Source organism: Streptomyces sp. NPDC059247 (assembly GCF_042754005.1).
Lineage (GTDB): Bacteria > Actinomycetota > Actinomycetes > Streptomycetales > Streptomycetaceae > Streptomyces.
In genome coordinates, this window is record NZ_JBHYZW010000009.1 from 169,977 (window position 1) to 188,023 (window position 18,047).

14 protein-coding genes, 2 tRNA genes and 1 pseudogene are annotated in these 18,047 nt (G+C 72.4%); 3 read left to right on the plus strand and 14 right to left on the minus strand.

The window, feature by feature from the left end:
* Positions 1–183 precede the first annotated feature (183 nt).
* The 6 genes and pseudogenes from ACFXGN_RS18735 to ACFXGN_RS18760 form a co-directional block, all read right to left on the minus strand.
* Positions 184–2,706: pseudogene (locus ACFXGN_RS18735) on the minus strand (ComEC/Rec2 family competence protein); the annotation flags it as partial.
* A 179-nt stretch (positions 2,707–2,885) separates the two neighbouring features.
* Complete coding sequence (locus ACFXGN_RS18740) at positions 2,886–3,944, minus strand: helix-hairpin-helix domain-containing protein (RefSeq protein WP_384860175.1); 1,059 nt, start codon at positions 3,942–3,944, stop codon at positions 2,886–2,888.
* A gap of 108 nt (positions 3,945–4,052) precedes the next feature.
* A complete protein-coding gene (locus tag ACFXGN_RS18745; protein ID WP_384860177.1) occupies positions 4,053–4,898 on the minus strand; it encodes a DegV family protein in 846 nt (281 codons plus the stop codon).
* A 113-nt stretch (positions 4,899–5,011) separates the two neighbouring features.
* A complete protein-coding gene (locus ACFXGN_RS18750; protein WP_384860180.1) occupies positions 5,012–5,770 on the minus strand; it encodes a hypothetical protein in 759 nt (252 codons plus the stop codon).
* 122 nt (positions 5,771–5,892) lie between these two features.
* Entirely contained in the window at positions 5,893–8,769 is a 2,877-nt protein-coding gene (gene leuS, locus ACFXGN_RS18755; protein ID WP_384860182.1) for a leucine--tRNA ligase, read from the minus strand.
* 305 nt (positions 8,770–9,074) lie between these two features.
* A tRNA-Ala gene (locus tag ACFXGN_RS18760) sits at positions 9,075–9,147 on the minus strand.
* Positions 9,148–9,268: 121 nt separating this feature from the next.
* Here ACFXGN_RS18760 and ACFXGN_RS18765 point away from each other — a divergent pair.
* Positions 9,269–10,489 carry a glycosyltransferase 87 family protein gene (locus tag ACFXGN_RS18765; RefSeq protein ID WP_384860185.1) on the plus strand — a complete coding sequence of 407 codons (1,221 nt, stop codon included), beginning with the start codon at positions 9,269–9,271 and terminating at the stop codon, positions 10,487–10,489.
* Here ACFXGN_RS18765 and ACFXGN_RS18770 read toward each other — a convergent pair.
* Entirely contained in the window at positions 10,468–10,701 is a 234-nt protein-coding gene (locus ACFXGN_RS18770) for a hypothetical protein (protein ID WP_056559019.1), read from the minus strand. The genes ACFXGN_RS18765 and ACFXGN_RS18770 overlap by 22 nt on opposite strands.
* Before the next feature lie 595 nt (positions 10,702–11,296).
* On the opposite strand from ACFXGN_RS18770, the gene ACFXGN_RS18775 reads away from it, so the two are divergent.
* Complete coding sequence (locus ACFXGN_RS18775; RefSeq protein ID WP_384860189.1) at positions 11,297–12,199, plus strand: helix-turn-helix transcriptional regulator; 903 nt, start codon at positions 11,297–11,299, stop codon at positions 12,197–12,199.
* Positions 12,200–12,202: 3 nt separating this feature from the next.
* On the opposite strand, the gene ACFXGN_RS18780 is transcribed toward ACFXGN_RS18775, so the two are convergent.
* The 7 genes from ACFXGN_RS18780 to ACFXGN_RS18810 all read right to left on the minus strand — a co-directional run bounded on the left by ACFXGN_RS18780 (position 12,203) and on the right by ACFXGN_RS18810 (position 16,580).
* Positions 12,203–12,275, minus strand: a tRNA-Ala gene (locus ACFXGN_RS18780).
* A gap of 95 nt (positions 12,276–12,370) precedes the next feature.
* The gene (locus ACFXGN_RS18785; RefSeq protein WP_384860391.1) at positions 12,371–13,024 is read right to left on the minus strand and encodes a histidine phosphatase family protein; all 654 of its coding nucleotides are present in this window, start codon (positions 13,022–13,024) and stop codon (positions 12,371–12,373) included.
* Positions 13,021–13,488 carry a ribosome silencing factor gene (gene rsfS, locus ACFXGN_RS18790; protein WP_384860192.1) on the minus strand — a complete coding sequence of 156 codons (468 nt, stop codon included), beginning with the start codon at positions 13,486–13,488 and terminating at the stop codon, positions 13,021–13,023. The genes ACFXGN_RS18785 and rsfS overlap by 4 nt, the downstream gene beginning before the upstream one ends.
* A gap of 150 nt (positions 13,489–13,638) precedes the next feature.
* Entirely contained in the window at positions 13,639–15,369 is a 1,731-nt protein-coding gene (locus ACFXGN_RS18795) for an LCP family protein (RefSeq protein WP_384860195.1), read from the minus strand.
* Between the two features lie 36 nt (positions 15,370–15,405).
* Entirely contained in the window at positions 15,406–16,026 is a 621-nt protein-coding gene (gene nadD, locus ACFXGN_RS18800; protein WP_384860198.1) for a nicotinate-nucleotide adenylyltransferase, read from the minus strand.
* 51 nt (positions 16,027–16,077) lie between these two features.
* The gene (locus ACFXGN_RS18805; protein WP_384860200.1) at positions 16,078–16,239 is read right to left on the minus strand and encodes a hypothetical protein; all 162 of its coding nucleotides are present in this window, start codon (positions 16,237–16,239) and stop codon (positions 16,078–16,080) included.
* 83 nt (positions 16,240–16,322) lie between these two features.
* Positions 16,323–16,580, minus strand: a complete 258-nt coding sequence (locus ACFXGN_RS18810; RefSeq protein WP_384860403.1) for a hypothetical protein — start codon at positions 16,578–16,580, stop codon at positions 16,323–16,325.
* Positions 16,581–16,709: 129 nt separating this feature from the next.
* Here ACFXGN_RS18810 and ACFXGN_RS18815 point away from each other — a divergent pair, with 129 nt between their 5' ends.
* Positions 16,710–17,837: a M48 family metallopeptidase gene (locus tag ACFXGN_RS18815; RefSeq protein WP_384860202.1), complete on the plus strand. Its 1,128-nt coding sequence runs from the start codon at positions 16,710–16,712 to the stop codon at positions 17,835–17,837.
* The last annotated feature ends 210 nt before the right edge of the window (positions 17,838–18,047 follow it).

Here is an 18,047-nt window from a genome sequence, read left to right on the forward strand (position 1 = left end):
CTGGGGCCGGGACTCTGGGGGGCTGGGGCCGGGGGCTGGGGTGGGGTGGGGCTCTGGGGGCCTGGGGGGCCTGGGGCTGGGGGGCCTGGGGCTGGGGCCGGGGGGGGCTTTTCCCCCGCCCCCCCCCCCCCCCCCCCCGCCCCCCCCCCCCCCCCCCCCCCCCCCCCCCCCCCCCCCCCCCCCCCCCCCCCCCACCCCCACCACCGCGACGGCCCCGTCCCGGTCGGTCCGCAGCACCCGTGCTCCGCCGTCCCGCAGAAGGTCCAGCGTCCGGGGCGAGGGGTGGCCGTACGGGTTGTCCGGGCCCGTCGACACCAACGCGAGCCTCGGCCGCACGGCCCGCGTCAACTCCGGTTCCTGGTACGCGGAACCGTGGTGGGCGACCTTGAGCACATCGACCGGTGGTAGCTCCGGATGGGCTCTCAGCAGCGCCCGCTGCGCCGGTGGCTCCAGGTCCCCGAGCAGCAACAGAGTCACTCCACCGGCCGCCCGGACCAGCAGGGCGACACTGGCGTCGTTCGGCCCCTCGAAGAACTCCCCGCCTCCCGACCCGACTCCTACCCCTGCCTCTGCCTCTACCCCTGCCCCTGCCATCGGCCAGAGCACCCGCCACTCCAGGCTCCCGACCCGGCGCCGCTCCCCCGGCCCGGCGCGGATCAGTGGCACGCGTGCTGCCGCTGCCGTCCGCCGGACGAACGCGGCCTGGGCGGGCGGCTCTTCGAGTCTCGTCGTCTGGATCGCCCCGACTTCCCTCCCTCTCAACACCCCCGGGAGCCCGGCCACATGGTCCGCGTGGAAGTGGGTCAACAGCAGCAACGGCACCCTCCGTACACCGAGTTCACTCAGGCACCGGTCCACCGCCGCCGGGTCCGGACCCGCGTCCACCACCACGCCCGCGTCCCCGCCCGCCGCGAGCACCGTCGCGTCCCCCTGTCCCACCGAGCACATCGCGTACACCCAGCCCGGCGGCGGCCATCCGGTGGCCCACCGGGTCAACGGCACCGGCCGCGTCACCACGAGCAACAGCACCACCGCCAACAACGACCCGATCGGCCCCCGGTACGGCAGCCCACGCGCCCCGAACACCAGCAGAACCGTGAGCGCCGCCAAAGCGAGACCACCCCACCACCCTCCGGGCCAGGTCATTTCCGCCCCCGGCAGCGCCGCGCCGGTACGGGCCACCCGCGCGATCCACCCGGCCGGCCACCCCGCCAGCCACGCCAGCCACTCCGCCGCCGATGCCCACAGCGGCGCCACGGCGAGCGCGGCGAAGCCGAGCACCGTTGCGGGCGCCACCGCGAGTTCGGCCAGCAGGTTCGCGGGGACCGCGACCAGGCTCACCCGGGCGGCGAAGACCACCACGACCGGAGCGCAGACCGCCTGTGCCGCCAGCGAGGCCGCGAGTGCCTCCGCGAGTCCGCCGGGTACCCCGCGCCGCCGCAGCGCCTCGCTCCACCGGGGCGCGAGGGTGAGCAGTGCCCCGGTCGCCAGGACCGAGAGCAGGAAGCCGTAACTCCGCGCGAGCCAGGGGTCGTAGAGCACCAGGAGCAGCACGGCCGCGGCCAGCGCGGGGATCAGCGATCTCCGTCTGCCGGTCCCGATCGCGAGGAGCACGACGAGCCCGCAGGCCGCCGCCCGCAGCACGCTCGGATCCGGTCGGCAGACGACCACGAACGCGAGCGTCAGCGCTCCGCCCGCCAACGCGGTGCCCCGCAGCGAGAGCCCCAGCCGGGGGGCGAGTCCACCGCGTTCCGCCCGATGGGCCCGTCCCGGTCGCCCGACGAGCAGGAGCAGCACGATGGAGAGGTTGCTCCCGGACACGGCCAGCAGATGGGTGAGGTCGGTCGCCTCGAAGGCGTCTCTCAGTTCCGGCCCGATCCGGGAGGTGTCCCCCACCACCAGGCCCGGCAGCAGGGCCCGCGCGTCCGGTGCGAGTCCCTCGGTCGCCCGGCGCAGCCCGGCGCGCAGTTCTCCCGCCACCTGTTGCGGCGCGGTCGGCGGCCCGACGATCGTGGGCGGCCCGGCCCCGTCCGTCTTGAGCACCGCCGCGTACGGTTCGCCCGGCCGTGCCGGACCCAGCCGTCCGGTGATCCTCAGCCGGGTGGAGGGCAGGAGTCGTAGCCATTCCGAGCGGCCTTCCCCCGGCGGCACGATCACCAGGACCGGGGCCCTGGTCCGGACGGTCCCGTCGTCCGACCTCCGCGCCTCGGTGACCACGCCGTCCAGGACGACGGACACGGGGACCGTTCCGCTTCCCCGCACCCGGGGCCTGGTGAGCCTCGGGTCGGAGGCCACCGTCACCTCAAGGTGTACGCGTGCGGCGTCCCGAGCCAGTGCCGGGACGGGTCCTCTCCGCAGGTCCGCCGCGTGCAGTCCCGCCGAGGTCGCCCCGGCGGCGGCGCACAGCAGCGCCCCGGCGCACGCGGTCGTCCGCAGTCTCCACCCCGCGACCTCCTTCCGCTTCCGGTCGGCTCCCGGTCCCTCCCTGCCGGACCGTCCCACCGGTGCGTCGGCTCGGCGCTCCCCGTCACGCCCCCTGCCGTCACGCACCCTGCCGCCGGGTCGCCACCGCGCCACGACCGGCGCCAGCAGAACCGTGGCCGCCACCAGACAGCCCCCGGCACCGGCGAACGTCCACCACCCGGTGGCGCCCAGTGCCCAGGCGGCTGCCGCCCATGCCGCCACCGCGAGGGGTACGAGCCGCAGATCCGTCGGCCCCTCGTCCCTCCGGTGCGTCGTGGGGCGCTCTGCTCCACCCGAGTCCGTCGGGTCCCCGTCCCTCCCGGGGCTCTGGGCCGTTACCCCGCCCCGTTCCTCGACCGCCGCCTCCCCCTGCCCCGGAGCCGTCTCCGCGTCCCGTACTCCGCCCCGTCCCGCGCTCCGCCTCACGGCCGGACCAGTGGTTCGAGGTCGGCGAACCGACGCTCACCGATGCCGTTGACCTCGCGCAGTTCCCCGACCGAGCGGAAGCCTCCGTGCTCCGTCCGGTGGTCGACGATGTGCCCGGCGAGGACGGGGCCGACCCCCGGGAGACCGTCGAGTTGCTCCACCGTGGCCGTGTTCAGACTCAGCGGCACTCCCGGCCCGCCATTCCCCGCACCGGAGCCGGGGCCGGGCCCCGGTGCGGAGATGCCCGGCAGTCCGACGAGGACCTGTTCGCCGTCGAGGAGCACCCGGGCCCGGTTGAGGCCGGTGAGGTCCGTGTTCTCCTTCGCGCCGCCCGCCGCGCGGAGGGCGTCCGCGACCCGGGACCCGGCGGGCAGCGTCAGCACCCCGGGCCGGTGGACCTTGCCGCCGACGTCGACGATCACCTTCGCCCCGCCCTGATTCGCCCCGCCCCGGGCGGGAAGCGCGCCCCGTCCCGCTTCCGCCCCGGCGCGCGGCACGAGTTCCGGTGCGGGCGGGGCCATGGACGCGGCGGCCCGTACGAGGTCGGGGGCGCGCACCGGTTCCGGGCGCCCGGTCCAGAAGTAGCCGCCCGCGAGGCCCCCGGCCACCACCAGGACCACCGTCAGGGCGGCCAGTGTCCTCGGTTCGAGGCCGCACCGGGTCTGCACCCACACCGGGGTCCGCTCGCGCAGCGCCGCCAGTCGTCGGCGGGCCCCCGGCGGTGAGCCGCGCTGCCATGCCTCGGGTTCCTCAGGGGTCCCCCGCACCGGTTCGGCCGCCGTCTCCTGCGGGACCGTCCCCGGTGACCGGGCCGCGCCCGGTGACGGGACCGTCCCCGGTGACGGGGCCGCGCCCGGGAACAGCGCGTCACCCCGGTGCCGGGTGCCGTCCCCCGGCACCACGGCCGCCCGCCGGACGCGAACCCGGCGCCTGGCGCGCCCGGAAGCCGTACCGTGCCCGGATACCGCGCCGTGCCCGACCGCCGGACCCGGGGCGCCGGGAAGGTCCACCGGACGATCGGGGAGGGTCGTCGCCGTACGTGTGTGAAGGGTCATGGGGCTGACGGTAGGGACCGCGACCCCGCCGTGCGGGGCGCGCTCGGGTTCCGTGGACAGGCGCCCCGCTGTGGAAAACCCCGTCACCCTCCCGGGGGATGGGCAGCCTCAGCGCGGGGAGACGACGACCGCGAGCAGCCCGGGGCCCGTGTGCGCGCCGATGACCGCGCCCACCTCGCTGACCTGCACGTCCGCCGTGCCCGGTACGCGTTCCCTGAGCCGGTCGGCGAGGGCGGCGGCCCGTTCGGGCGCGGAGAGGTGGTGGACGGCGATGTCCACGGCGCCGGTACCGGCCCGTTCCACGGCGATCTCCTCCAGGCGGGCGATGGCCTTCGAGGCCGTCCGCACCTTCTCCCGTAGTTCGATCCGTCCGTTGTCGAGTTCGAGGAGCGGCTTCACCGCGAGGGCGGAGCCGAGGAGTGCCTGCGCGGCGCCGATCCGGCCGCCCCGGCGCAGATAGTCGAGGGTGTCGACGTAGAAGTAGGCGCTGGTTCCCTCGGCGCGTTTCTCGGCGGCGGCGACCGCTTCGTCGAGGGAGCCGCCGGCCTCGGCGACCCTGGCGGCCTCCAGGGCGCAGAAGCCGAGTGCCATGCCCATCATCCGGGTGTCGACGACCCTCACGGGCAGGGGGGCGTCCTTCGCCGCGAGCACGGCGGCGTCATAGGTGCCGGAGACCTCGGCGGACAGATGGAGCGAGACGACGCCCTTCGCCCCTGCCTCGGCGGCTTCCCGGTAGGCCTCGGCGAAGACTTCGGGGCTCGGCCGCGAGGTGGTGACGGGCCGTCTCTTCTGCAGGGCCTCGGCGAGTGCCTGCGCCGAGATCTCGGTGCCCTCCTCCAAGGCGCGGTCGCCGATGACGACGGTCAGCGGCACCGTGACGATGGCGTGCCGCTCCCTCGTCCGACGTGGCAGGTAGGCCGTGGAATCGGTGACGATCGCGACATGCCGGGACATGAGCGGGAGGTTACCCGGCGTTGCCCCGGCACGGCAGCCCGGCCCCCACCGCCGATGCCCGGCGGGGCCGTCCGGGGGTGTGGACCCGGCGCGGTCCCGGGCCGGTCGGGGGGTCAGGTGGTGGTCTCGGGGCGGGCCGACTTCTCCCAGGAGTAGGGGATCCGCCGGGGGTCGGGGGCCGTGATCGCGGGCCGTTCGTTCTCGTGGCCCGGAGCGGCCTGCCCGGCCTGCCCGGCCTGTCCGTGCTGTTCCGAGGGGTGTTCCCATCCGGTCCGTCCTCCGGGAGCGGTTCCGGTGGCGCCGGTTCCGGCCGACGTGGTCTCGGGGTCGGTCCAGTGGCGCAGGGCGCCCGCCTCGACGTCGATCTGGTCGCTGAGCGCCGACAGGTCGTCCTCGGCGAACTTCAGGGCCCGGTCCCGGGCCGCGCGGCGCAGCGCGTCGGCGGAGCCGGTGATCCGCTCGGTGCGGGCGGTGAGGTCGGGGAGCTGTCCGGACACCCAGGCCCGGTCGGGTTCCCGTTCGAGGCGCCTGAGGTCGTCGTCCAGTTCGAGCCCGTGCGCGCTGAGCCGGTGGAACAGGTCGAGGGACTCCTTCAGGGAGGCGTCCTCTCCGACACCGGCCTGGAGGGCCTCCTGAGTGGCTCGCATCGAGGTGCGCAGGGAGAGCCGGAGTCTGGCCAGCTCGCCCGCGACTCCCGTCTGGCCGAAGCTCTTGGCCCGCAGGGTGGTGTCCTCGACCGTGCGCCGGGCCTGGTCGATCGTGCGGTCGACCCCTCGTTTGGCCGCCTTGACCGCCTTGACCGTCACGTAGACGCCGAGCGCCACGAACGACAAGAAGAGCAGCGCCATGATCGTGATAATCGCGGCTTCCATGTGCGCCCCTCCGGCGTCCGTCGAGTCCCCACTGATGTGGTTCCTCCACCGTAAACGGAAGAGGCAGGTCGGGGGTTCCATCGGAACCCCCAACCTGCCCGTAGGGGAAACCCCTGGGTCCGTCAGCCGGCGACGATGTTGACCAGCTTCGGCGCGCGCACGATCACCTTGCGGATCTCGGCGCCGCCCAGCGCGCCGACCACGTGGGGGTCGGCCAGGGCCAGTGCCTCCAGCTCGGCGTCGGTGATCGACGGGGGGACCTCCAGGCGGGCCTTGACCTTGCCCTTGATCTGCACGACGCAGGTCACGGTCTCGTCGACGAGGTACGCCGGGTCGGCGACCGGGAAGTCCTGGTGGACGACCGAGTCGGTGTGCCCGAGCTTGCGCCACAGTTCCTCGGCGATGTGCGGGGCCAGCGGGGCGACCAGCAGGACCAGCCGCTCCGCGACGGACCGGGACAGCGCGCCGCCCGACTTCGTCAGGTGGTTGTTCAGCTCGGTCACCTTGGCGATGGCGGTGTTGAAGCGCATCGCGGCCATGTCCTGGGCGACACCGTCGATCGCCTTGTGCAGGGCGCGCAGGGTGTCCTCGTCGGGCTCGGTGCCGACGACGGTGGCCTCGCCGGTCGCCTCGTCGACGATGTTGCGCCACAGCCGCTGGAGCAGCCGGTACTGGCCGACCACCGCGCGCGTGTCCCAGGGGCGGGAGACGTCCAGCGGGCCCATCGCCATCTCGTACAGGCGCAGGGTGTCGGCGCCGTACTCGGAGCAGATCTCGTCGGGCGTCACGGCGTTCTTCAGGGACTTGCCCATCTTGCCCAGGACGCGGCTGACCTTCTCGCCCTCGTACCAGAAGGCTCCGTCGCGTTCCTCGACCTCGACCGCGGGGACGGCGATCCCGCGCGCGTCGCGGTAGACGAAGGCCTGGATCATGCCCTGGTTGTACAGCTTGTGGAACGGCTCTGCGGAGGAGATGTGGCCCAGGTCGAACAGCATCTTGGACCAGAACCGCGCATACAGCAGGTGCAGTACGGCGTGCTCGGCGCCGCCGACGTACAGGTCGACGCCACCGGTGGGCATTCCCTCGCGGGGGCCCATCCAGTACTCCTCGACGGTCGGGTCGACCAGCTTCTCGGAGTTGCGCGGGTCCAGGTAGCGCAGCTCGTACCAGCAGGAACCGGCCCAGTTGGGCATGGTGTTGGTCTCGCGGCGGTAGCGGCGCGGGCCGTTGCCGTCTCCGAGGTCCAGGGTGACGTCGACCCAGTCCTCGTTGCGGGACAGCGGGGGCTCCGGCCGGGTGTCGGCGTCGTCCGGGTCGAAGGTGCGGGGCGAGTAGTCCTCGACCTCGGGGAGCTCCAGCGGCAGCATCGACTCGGGCAGCGCGTGGGCGACGCCGTCCTCGTCGTAGACGATCGGGAAGGGCTCGCCCCAGTACCGCTGGCGGCTGAACAGCCAGTCACGGAGCCGGAAGTTGACCGTGCCCTCGCCGATGCCTCGGTCGGCCAGCCAGGCGGTGATCTTCGCCTTGGCGTCGACGACGCCCAGGCCGTCCAGGGAGATCTCGCCGCTGGCGGAGTTCACCAGCTTCGCGTCGTACGAGGCGAAGGCGTCGTCCCAGGTGGCGGGGTCGGTGCCGCGCTCGTCGTCGGGCTCGACGACGCAGCGCATCGGCAGCTCGAAGGCGCGCGCGAAGGCGAAGTCGCGGCTGTCGTGGGCGGGGACGGCCATGATGGCGCCGGTGCCGTAGCCCATCAGGACGTAGTCGGCGATGAAGACCGGGACGCGGTCGCCGCTGACCGGGTTGGTCGCGTAGGCGCCGGTGAAGACGCCGGTCTTCTCCTTGGCGTCGGCCTGCCGTTCGACGTCGGACTTGGAGGCGGCCTGCTTGCGGTAGGCGTCGACGGCCTCGGACGGGGTGGCGTGTCCGCCGGTCCACACGTCGTGGGTGTCCTCGGGCCAGGCGGCCGGGACGATCTGGTCGACCAGGTCGTGTTCGGGCGCCAGGACCATGTAGGTGGCGCCGAACAGGGTGTCCTGGCGGGTGGTGAAGACGGTGATGGCGCCGGTGTCGCCGACCTGGAAGTCGACGCGGGCGCCCTCGGAGCGGCCGATCCAGTTGCGCTGCTGCAGCTTGATGGCCTCGGGCCAGTCCAGCGCGTCCAGGTCGTCCAGGAGGCGGTCCGCGTAGGCGGTGATCCGCATGTTCCACTGGCGCAGCTTGGCCTTGAAGACGGGGAAGTTGCCGCGCTCGGAGCGGCCGTCGGAGGTGACTTCCTCGTTGGCCAGGACGGTGCCCAGGCCGGGGCACCAGTTGACCGGCGCCTCGGAGGTGTACGCCAGGCGGTACTCGCCCAGGATGTCGGCGCGCTCGGTGGCGGTCAGCTCGTTCCACGCGCGCGTGGAGCCGGGGATCTCACGGGTGCCGTTCTCGAACTGCTCGATCAGCTCGGCGATCGGACGGGCCTTCCCGGCCTCGGCGTCGTACCAGGCGTTGTAGATCTGCAGGAAGATCCACTGGGTCCACTTGTAGTACTCGGGGTCGATCGTGGCGAACGACCGGCGCTTGTCGTGGCCCAGGCCCAGCCGGCGCAGCTGGACCTTCATGTTCTCCATGTTGGCCTCGGTGGACACGCGCGGGTGCGTGCCGGTCTGCACGGCGTACTGCTCGGCGGGCAGGCCGAAGGCGTCGAAGCCGAGGGTGTGCAGCACGTTGTGGCCGGTCATGCGCGCGTGGCGGGCGAAGACGTCCGTGGCGATGTAGCCGAGCGGGTGGCCGACGTGCAGTCCCGCGCCCGAGGGGTACGGGAACATGTCCATGATGAACTTCTTGGGGCGTGCGACGACCTCGGGGTCGCCCGCCAGGTCACCGGTGGGGTTGGGCGCCTCGTAGGTGCCCTCGGCGTCCCAGAAGTCCTGCCAGCGTGCCTCGATGTCGGCGGCCATGGCCGCCGTGTAGCGATGCGGGGCCGCCGTCTCGACGGCCGTATTGATCTCGGTCATGGTCCTTGAAGCTCCATCGATCGTCTCTGCCCACTGCCACGGACTGCCGTGAAATGAAAAATCCCCTCGCACAGGAGGGGACGCCGCGCCGACTCCGACGGAATGTCTGTCGTCCGTCGGGACTGATCAGCGCGGCTCGGTAAGCAGAAGGCGTACGGCACGCATGGCGCCAGGGTACCGCAGGGCCCGTGCGGGCCGCACCGGTGTTCCGGGGAGCGGTCGCGGCACACGGGTCGGAAGGGACCGGAAGGGAGGGGACACGAGAAAGCGGGCCACCCGATCCGGGTGGCCCGCTTTCCTCACTGTGGAGCTAAGGAGAATTGAACTCCTGACCTCCTGCATGCCATGCAGGCGCTCTACCAACTGAGCTATAGCCCCTTGCTTTCCGTCTCCGTTCCGGTTTCCCTCGCGGCGACAGACAGAACATTAACCGGCTCCCCGGCAGATCTCCAAATCGATTCCCGGGGCCCTTCCGACCCGCCGGGTAGGGTCGCCGACTGTGTCCGTCTCCGTGCTCTCCCGAACCCGCGCCCGGCCGTGGCCCCTGGCCACCGCCGCGGCGGTCTGTCTGTTCTCGTTCGTGGCCTTCTGGGCGGCGCAACGCCTGGCCCACGTGAACATGCTCGATGTGATGGTCTACCGCGCCGAGGGCGAGACGGTCCTCGCGGGCGGCGATCTGTACGCGATGCGCGCCACCTCCGCGAACCTGGGCATGACCTACCCGCCGTTCGCGGCGCTGCTGTTCGTCCCGCTGACCCTGGTGGGCGTGCCGCTGATGCGGACGCTGGCCACCGCGGGGAACCTGCTCCTGGTGGTCGCTCTGGTGCAGCTGTCGCTCCAGTTGGTCCGCCCGTCGCTGTCCCGTACGGACCTGTGGCGTACGACGCTGTGGGTCGCCGCCGTCGTGGTCTGGTGCGAGCCGGTGTGGACGACGCTGCGGTACGGCCAGATCAACCTGCTGATAGCCGTGGCGGTGCTCTGGGACCTGACGCGCCGGGCGGGCAGCCGCTGGGCCGGTCTGGGCATCGGTCTGGCGACGGCGGTGAAGCTCACACCAGGGCTCTTCGTGGTCCTGCTGCTCGTCGCCGGGTTCCTCCTGTGGCGGCGGGACCGGACCTGGAACCAGTGGCTGCGCACGGCGGCGACGGCGACGGGGGTGTTCCTCGGGACGACGCTGGCGGTGGCGGTGGCCCTGCCCGCCGACTCCCGGCGGTTCTGGACGGAGACCTTGTTCGAGACCGGGCGGGTCGGTTTCGCCGAGGAGACCGCCAACCAGTCGATCCGGGGGGTGCTGGCCCGGCTGATGCACACCGACGATCCGGGCATGTGGTGGGCGGTGACCGCGGCGCTCCTCGGCGGCGCGGCGATGGTGCTGGCGGTACGGGCGGCCGTGCGCGGCGACAAGGCGGTGGCGGTGGTCGTCTGCGCGTTCACCGCGCTGATGATCAGTCCGATCTCCTGGTCCCACCACTGGGTCTGGTGCGTGCCGCTGCTGATCCTGCTCGCGGACCGCTCCACGCGCGCGTGGCCGGTGACGGGTGCGGTGGCCCTGGCCTTCGCCTCGTTCATGCTGTGGTGGGTCCCGCACGACCCGGGGCGGCCCGAACTGGACCAGAACGCGGGCCAGATGCTGCTCTCGGCCGTCTATCCGCTGACGGCGACCGCGGTGTTCGTGGGGTACGCGCTGACGCTGCGGCGTCAGGCCGTGGCGAAGGAGTAGAACCGCTTGAGGGTGCAGTGCTCGTCGAGGAGCCGGCCGTAGATCGGTTCCCCCTCGAGTTCGCGGTACGTCTCGATGGGGTCGCCTTTTATGATCAGCGCCCGTGCGCACTCCTCGCACCAGTACTGGAACCCGGGGTTGACGGGTTCCATGTCGCGCACGATGGGCGTACCACTGCCGCACCAGTCGCATTTCCGCCTGTGCGCACCCATCAGCGAGCTCCGGCCGCGACCGCGCGCCGTGCGCCCATGGGACACACCCCGCCGTTGTCACCGAGCACTTGGGTCACCCTCCCATCCGGAATCTCGTCCCCCTCCGGCCGTCCGATTCTGCCATGGTCCCGCAAGGGGGCGGCCCGCTCGGCGTGGCGGCCCGACCGGCCCGCCCGCGAGCACGGCGACGGCCGGGGCCTGCGGCGTCGTCCAACAGGACGCGCGCGTTCCGCGGGACGGCCCGCCCGGTGCGGGGCGGCCGGGTCCACGCGCGTGCGCGTGGGCAGCGTCGGTGACGATGCCGCCGCCGTAGGGGGCGATGCCGGGTCCACGCGCGCGTGCACGGGTCGTCGGGGCCGCGACGTTGACGCGGAGACGCCGGGGAGCGCCGTGGACCGGGCGGCGGGCACCACTCCCGGCGGTGATCCGGGTCGGTTGTCGGTGCCACCGTCTTTACTGGTTGGGGGACGGGTCGTGGTCGAGGTCGCGCGCCGAGCGTGACCGAGGTGCGGCACGGGTGGGAGCCCGCCGACGCCGGTGGCGACAGCACCTGGTGACGGCGGCACGGGGACTCGACCATGGGGGTGGGACGATCATGACCGCCGTACCGGCACACCGGCGCCGACGACCGGAACTGGCCGCCTTCCTGCGGGGTCGCAGGGCCCGGGTGTCACCGGAGGACGTCGGGATGCCACCGGGGCTCCGCCGCCGCACGCCCGGTCTGCGCCGCGAGGAGGTCGCCCGGCTCTCCGGGGTCGGCGTGACCTGGTACACGTGGTTGGAGCAGGGGCGTCCGATCAACGCGTCGGCGCAGGTCCTCGACGCGGTCGCCCGTACGCTGCGGCTCGACCGCCCCGAGCGCGAGCACCTCTACCGGCTGGCCGAGGTGCCGTACGCCCCGGAGCCGTCCGCGTCCGACCTTCCCGAGGTCGGCCGGGAGATCCAGGGCATCCTCGACGCCCTGGATCCGCACCCGGCGGTGCTCTACAACGCGCGGTACGACGTGCTCGCCACCAACGGCGCGTACGAGCGGCTCTTCTTCCGGGACGGGCAGGAACCGGACACGGGCCCGTCCGGCGTCCGCAACGCGCTGTGGGCCCTGTGCGGCGCCTCGGAGGCGGTGTGCCCGGTGGTCGACCGGCGGCGGGAACTGCCGCTGATGGTGGCCCGGCTGCGGGGCGCGTACGGACACCATGTGAACGAGCGCGCCTGGGAGGAGTTCATACGGGCGCTGGTGGAGACGAGTCCCGATTTCGCCCGGCTGTGGCGCGGCGCGGACGTGGTGGCGCCGGGGGCCCGGGTGAAGGTCTTCCGGCACGCACGGGTGGGCGAGGTCCGGATGACCTCGGTCTCCCTCTCCGTGAACGGGATGCCGGAGTGCCGGATCGTGGTCCACACGCCGGACGACGAGGAGAGCCGTCTCAGGGTCGCGTCCCTGTGCGGCGCGACGGACGGAAACGACGGATCCCGCCCCCCTGAAGGGGACGGGATCCGGTGACTGTGGAGCTAAGGAGAATTGAACTCCTGACCTCCTGCATGCCATGCAGGCGCTCTACCAACTGAGCTATAGCCCCTCGTGTTCTTCGCGCTCTGCGCTGCGAACAAGAAGAACTTTAGCCTGTGACCTGCCGGAAAGTGAAATCCGGGTCCGGTCGGCCGACCGGGGGGCTCAGGTGTCGTCGCCGAGCACCGGCTCGGGCAGCGTGCCCGCGTTGTGCTCCGTCAGCCGCCAGCCTCGGGCGCCCTCGCCGAGGACGGACCAGCAGCAGTTCGAGAGACCGCCGAGGCTCTCCCAGTGACGGGCTTCGAGGCCGAGGAGCCGGCCGATGGTGGTGCGGATCGTGCCGCCGTGGCTGACCACGACGAGCGTGCCGTCCTGGGGCAGCTTGTCGGCGTGGTCCAGGACGACCGGGGCGGCCCGGTCGGCCACCTCGCTCTCCAGTTCCCCGCCGCCCCGGCGCACGGGCTCGCCGCGCTTCCACGCCGCGTACTGATCGCCGTACCGCGTGACGATCTCGTCGTGGGTCAGGCCCTGCCACTCCCCCGCGTACGTCTCGCGCAGCGCGGAGTAGTGGGCGACGGAGTGACCGGTGAGCGTGGCCAGCTCGGCGGCGGTGGCCGCCGCCCGCTTCAGGTCGGAGGCCACGATGGCGTCCGGTTCCAGCGCGGCGAGCAGCCGGGCGGCCCGGCGCGCCTGGGCGACGCCGGTCTCCGTCAGCTCGATGTCGGTCGAGCCCTGGAAACGGCGCTCCAGGTTCCAGGAGGTCTGGCCGTGGCGCCAGAGCACGATGCGACGGCCCCTGCCGCCCTCGGTGGTGCTCAGCGCAGCTCACCGTCCACTTCGTCGGGCAGCCCGGCGGCGTGCTCGGAGAGGTCGACACCGGTCAGGGCGGCGTGCTCGGCGCCCTTGCCCTGGGTCTTCCGGGCGTCTTCGGGGAGGGGCAGCTCGGGGCAGTCCTTCCACAGGCGCTCGAGCGCGTAGAAGACGCGCTCCTCGCTGTGCTGGACGTGGACGACGATGTCGACGTAGTCCAGCAGGATCCAGCGGGCGTCGCGGTCGCCTTCGCGGCGGACCGGCTTGGCGCCGAGGTCCTTGTTGAGTCGCTCTTCGATCTCGTCGACGATCGACTTGACCTGGCGGTCGTTGGGCGCGGAGGCGAGCAGGAAGGCGTCGGTGATCGACAGCACATCACTGACGTCGTACGCGATGATGTCGTGCGCGAGCCGGTCGGCGGCCGCCTGAGCGGCGGCGTTGACGAGTTCGATGGAACGATCCGTGGCGGTCACAAGCAGGCTTTCGTCGGCGGTCCAGTACCCCTCCAGGGTCTCACGGACCGCCGACGGCCCCGCCAACGTTTTCCGGGGGCCGGCGCCGGGCCGCCCGGACCGGTCCCGCGGGGGCGGCTCGGGGCCGCCCGGCACCGGTCCGGGCGCCTGTTACCGAGCGGTCTTCTTGACCTTGTAGTCCTGGCCCAGGACCACGGTGACCACGGCTGCCCGGGTGGGCTTCCCCTTGGTGACCGAGGAGGCCGGGAGGTCCAGCGTCTTGGCGACCTCTTCGGCCGTCGCCCTCTGGGTGTCGTCGCCGTAGATGACCTGCGACTTCTCCTGTGTCGGCGCTTCCACGCCACCGACGAAGGCGTAGCCGCCGTTGGCCAGGACGACCCGGGCCGATTCGGTCGCCTTCTTGCCCGAGGCGTCACGGACCGAGACCCGGGGCACTCCGTCGGTCTTGGGCGCGGTGACCTTGCCGCCCAGGACGTCCTTGACCAGGCTCTCGCCCGCGCCCTCGGTCAGTGTGCCGTCCTCGGCCACCGGGAGGACGCTCGTCTTGTACGCGCCCATCTTGGCGTGCTCGGCGAGCTTGGCCAGGGAGGCGCCCAGGTCCTTCTCGGGGAGGGAGGGGTCGAGGATCTGCTGGAGGGTCTGGACCGTGACCGTGGCGGCACCGGGGTCGGAGGAGAACTTCCGCAGCACGCCGTACATGACCTGTCCGAAGCGCTGGAGCTGCGCGGCCTCGGGCTCGCCGGGCACCCGGTGGGTGGCGTAGGCGACGGCGGCGCGCCCGTTGAGGGTCTGCTTCTCACCCTTGCGGACCAGCGGATCCGCGCCCTTCTTGGTGTCGGGCACGTCGACGTCGGTGTCCACCTCGATGCCGCTGAGGGTCTCGACGAGGTTCTCCAGGTACGGGGTGTCCAGGCGCCAGGTGCCGGTGATGTCGGTTCCGAGGAGGTTGTCGACCGCCTGCCGGGTTCCGCCGGAGCCGTCGTCCTCGACGGATGTGCCGAGGGTGGTGGCCACTCCCTCGTCGTCGGCGACGACGAGGGAGTTGGGGAGCAGCACGGTGGTGCCCTGGCGGGTGGTCGTGTTCTCCACGAGCAGGGCGGTGGAGGTCCGGCCGCTTCTGGTGTCGTGGAGGTGGACGACGATGGTGTCGCGTTTCTGCGGGCCGGTCGCGGTGCCGCCGGTCCTGGTCTCGCCGTCGGACGTTCCGGGGAGGAGGCCGGCGGACCAGAGGTAGCCGACGCCGCCCACGACGGCGAGGACGAGGACGACGACCAGGGCGACGATCCGGTTGCGGCCCCGGCGCCTGGCCTCCTCGCGGCGTTCCGAGCGGCTCTCGGTGAACTTGAGCCAGTCGATGACGTCCTCGGAGTCCTCGTCGGGCTCCTCGATGAAGGAGAACTGCTCGGCGCGGTGGTCGCGGTCCTCGTCGTCGGTCCCGGCGGGGCCTTCGCCGGTACGGGCCGGGGTGGGCCGTTCGGGTGCGGGGCGCTGTCCGGGGACGCCCGTCGGGGCCGCGACGGGCGCGGCGGGCGGGGTCCGCACGGGGGTCTGGGCCGGGGCGGGTGCCTGCGCGGGGGCCTGGGCCGCCTCGGGCTGGGCGGCCCACTGCTGTCCGGTGTCGTAGCCGGGGTAGGTGTAGCCCTGCTGCCCGTAGGGGTCGTAGGAGGGCTGCTGGGGCTGGCCCGGCTGCTGGGCGTAGGGGTCGTAGCCGTAGGCCTGCTGCGGCTGCTGGGTCTGCTGTGCGCCGTACGGGTCGTAGTGCTGCCCGGATGCCTGTGGGGGCGTCTGTGGCTGCTGGTACACCGGTTGGCCGTACTCGTCGTAGCCGATGATCTGCGGCTGCGGACGGTACGGATCGTACGGATGCTGCTGGTCGTTCACGGGTGCCCCTCCCCGAAGCTCACTCGCCGCGGCAGCTCACTCGCCGCGGTACAACTGGCGCTTGTCGATGTAGCGCACCACGCCGTCCGGGACCAGGTACCAGACGGGATCGCCCTGTGCGACCCTCGCCCGGCAGTCGGTGGAGGAGATGGCGAGCGCGGGCACCTCGACCAGCGAGACGCCGCCCTTGGGCAGGCCGTCGTCGGTGAGGTCGTGGCCCGGCCGGGTGACGCCGATGAAGTGGGCGAGCGAGAAGAGTTCCTCGGCGTCGCGCCAGGTGAGGATCTGCGACAGCGCGTCGGCCCCGGTGATGAAGAAGAGGTCCGAGTCGCTGTTGAGAGAGCGCAGGTCCCGCAGGGTGTCGATGGTGTAGGTCGCTCCGCCTCGGTCGATGTCGATCCGGCTGACCGAGAACTGCGGGTTGGACGCGGTGGCGATGACCGTCATGAGGTAGCGGTCCTCCGCGGAGGACACGGTCTTGTCGCTCTTCTGCCACGGCTGCCCGGTCGGCACGAACACCACCTCGTCGAGGTGGAACAGGGCGGCGACCTCGCTGGCCGCCACCAGGTGTCCGTGGTGGATCGGGTCGAAGGTTCCGCCCATCACGCCGAGTCGGCGCTTGCCGCGCCCGCCAGTAGGCACTTCCTGCTCTCCCATGCGTGCAGAGCCTACTGGCACGGCGGCAGACGCCTGATCAGGGTCTCCCGTTCAGCGGTCGCGGTTGAAGCGGGTGGTGATCCACAGCAGCAGGAGCAGGGCACCGAGCGCGCCGAAGCCGATGATGTAGGGGTTGAGGCTGTGGTGGTTGCCGCCGTGCTCGCCGCCCTCGGCGAGAGAGACCAGGTGGGTGGCGGTGCTGTGGAGACTCATCTTCGACAGACCTATCGATCGGGGATGGGAGCGGAGACTTCGCGCACATCGTATGCGGGCGGTCCGGAGAGGCCCACGCCGACTCAGGCGTTGGCGTCGCGCTCCGTGGTGCCGTCGGCGGTGTCGGTGGGCTTCCCGGTGCCGGTGGACTCCGTGGCGGCGGGGGCGTTCGTCGTACCGGTCGGGTCGGGGTCCTCGGTGCGGTAGCCGCGCAACAGGAACCAGGCGAGCAGGGCGCCGCCCACGAGGGAGACGAGCAGCACGATGCGGAGGGTGTCGCCGGGCCCCTGCTGCGCGGCGGCGGCGAGCAGGGTGGTCGCGGAGTCTGCGGTGTCCGGCATGTCGGTCGTGCTCCTCGGTCGTCCGTGGCGCCCGAGTTATCCACAGGGCCCCGGCACACGGTAGCGCCAGCGCCTAGGGTGGGTGTGGTCAGGGGGACGAGCACCGACTCGTACGAACAGGGGGCATCCATGACCGAGAACGACCAGGGGAGCGTGCCGAGCAGGCAGCGCAGGCGGTTCTCCGGCATCTCCTCACGAGCCTACGAACATCCGGCCGACAGGTCGGCGCTGGTGGCGCTGCGCAAGCTCAGCGGCTTCGACACGGTCTTCAAGGCGCTCAGCGGGCTCCTGCCCGAGCGCAGTCTGCGACTCCTCTTCCTCTCGGACTCCGTCCGGGTGAGTGACGCCCAGTTCACCCATCTCAACGACATGCTGCGGGACGCCTGTTACATCCTGGACCTGGAGAAGGTCCCGCCGATGTACGTGACGCAGGACCCGAAGCCGAACGCGATGTGCATCGGCCTCGACGAGCCGATCATCGTGGTCACCACCGGTCTGGTGGAGCTCCTCGACGAGGAGGAGATGCGGGCGGTCGTCGGCCATGAGGTCGGCCACGCCCTCTCCGGGCACTCCGTCTACCGCACGGTGCTGCTCTTCCTGACCGGTCTCGCGCTCAAGGTCGCCTGGATCCCGCTGGGGAACGTGGCGATCACCGCGATCGTGACGGCGCTGCGCGAGTGGTTCCGCAAGTCGGAGCTCTCCGCCGACCGGGCCGGGCTCCTCGTCGGGCAGGACGTACGGGCCTCGATGCGCGGGCTGATGAAGATCGCGGGCGGCAACCACCTCCACGAGATGAACGTGGACGCGTTCCTGGCCCAGGCCGAGGAGTACGAGAAGGCCGGTGACCTGCGGGACTCGGTCCTGAAGATCCTCAACGTGCTGCCCAGGACGCACCCCTTCACCACCGTCCGGGCGGCGGAGCTGAAGAAGTGGGCGGAGAGCCGCGACTTCCAGCGGATCATGGACGGGCACTACCCGAAGCGCACGGAGGACAAGGACACCTCCGTCACGGACGCCTTCCGCGAGTCCGCGGGGCACTATGCCGAGACCGTGCGGACCAGCAAGGATCCCCTGCTGAAGCTGGTCGGGGACATAGCGGGCGGCGCCGGTGACCTGGCGGGCGACCTGGGCGGACGGCTGCGCAACCGCTTCGGCGGCGGCCAGGGGGACAAGAGCGCGCAGGGCGGCAAGGCCGCCGAGGGCGAGCGGGGCACGCCGGACGCCGGCGACGGCGACACCGGAAGCACCGAGAAGTAGGCCCGCTGATCGCCCGGCACTCCCCTCCCGCCATCGCCCGCCCGCCCGGTACTTCCCGGCGTCGGGCACCGGCCGTCGGCGCTTCCCGGCGTCGGACACGACCGCCCAGCAGGCAGGCACCGCCCCGGCCATCCCGCGTCGGCCCGACCGGCGGGCATGACGCTGACCGCCCGGCGTCCGCCCGGTGGGCATGATCGCCGGTGCTCGTGG

Coding starts and splice junctions, on each gene's coding strand:
- ACFXGN_RS18740 (WP_384860175.1), bottom strand. CDS start 3,944: ATGACCCTTCACACACGTACGGCGACGACCCTCCCCGATCGTCCGGTG.
- ACFXGN_RS18745 (WP_384860177.1), bottom strand. CDS start 4,898: ATGTCCCGGCATGTCGCGATCGTCACCGATTCCACGGCCTACCTGCCA.
- ACFXGN_RS18750 (WP_384860180.1), bottom strand. CDS start 5,770: ATGGAAGCCGCGATTATCACGATCATGGCGCTGCTCTTCTTGTCGTTC.
- leuS (WP_384860182.1), bottom strand. CDS start 8,769: ATGACCGAGATCAATACGGCCGTCGAGACGGCGGCCCCGCATCGCTAC.
- ACFXGN_RS18770 (WP_056559019.1), bottom strand. CDS start 10,701: ATGGGTGCGCACAGGCGGAAATGCGACTGGTGCGGCAGTGGTACGCCC.
- ACFXGN_RS18775 (WP_384860189.1), top strand. CDS start 11,297: ATGACCGCCGTACCGGCACACCGGCGCCGACGACCGGAACTGGCCGCC.
- nadD (WP_384860198.1), bottom strand. CDS start 16,026: ATGGGAGAGCAGGAAGTGCCTACTGGCGGGCGCGGCAAGCGCCGACTC.
- ACFXGN_RS18805 (WP_384860200.1), bottom strand. CDS start 16,239: ATGAGTCTCCACAGCACCGCCACCCACCTGGTCTCTCTCGCCGAGGGC.
- ACFXGN_RS18810 (WP_384860403.1), bottom strand. CDS start 16,580: ATGCCGGACACCGCAGACTCCGCGACCACCCTGCTCGCCGCCGCCGCG.
- ACFXGN_RS18815 (WP_384860202.1), top strand. CDS start 16,710: ATGACCGAGAACGACCAGGGGAGCGTGCCGAGCAGGCAGCGCAGGCGG.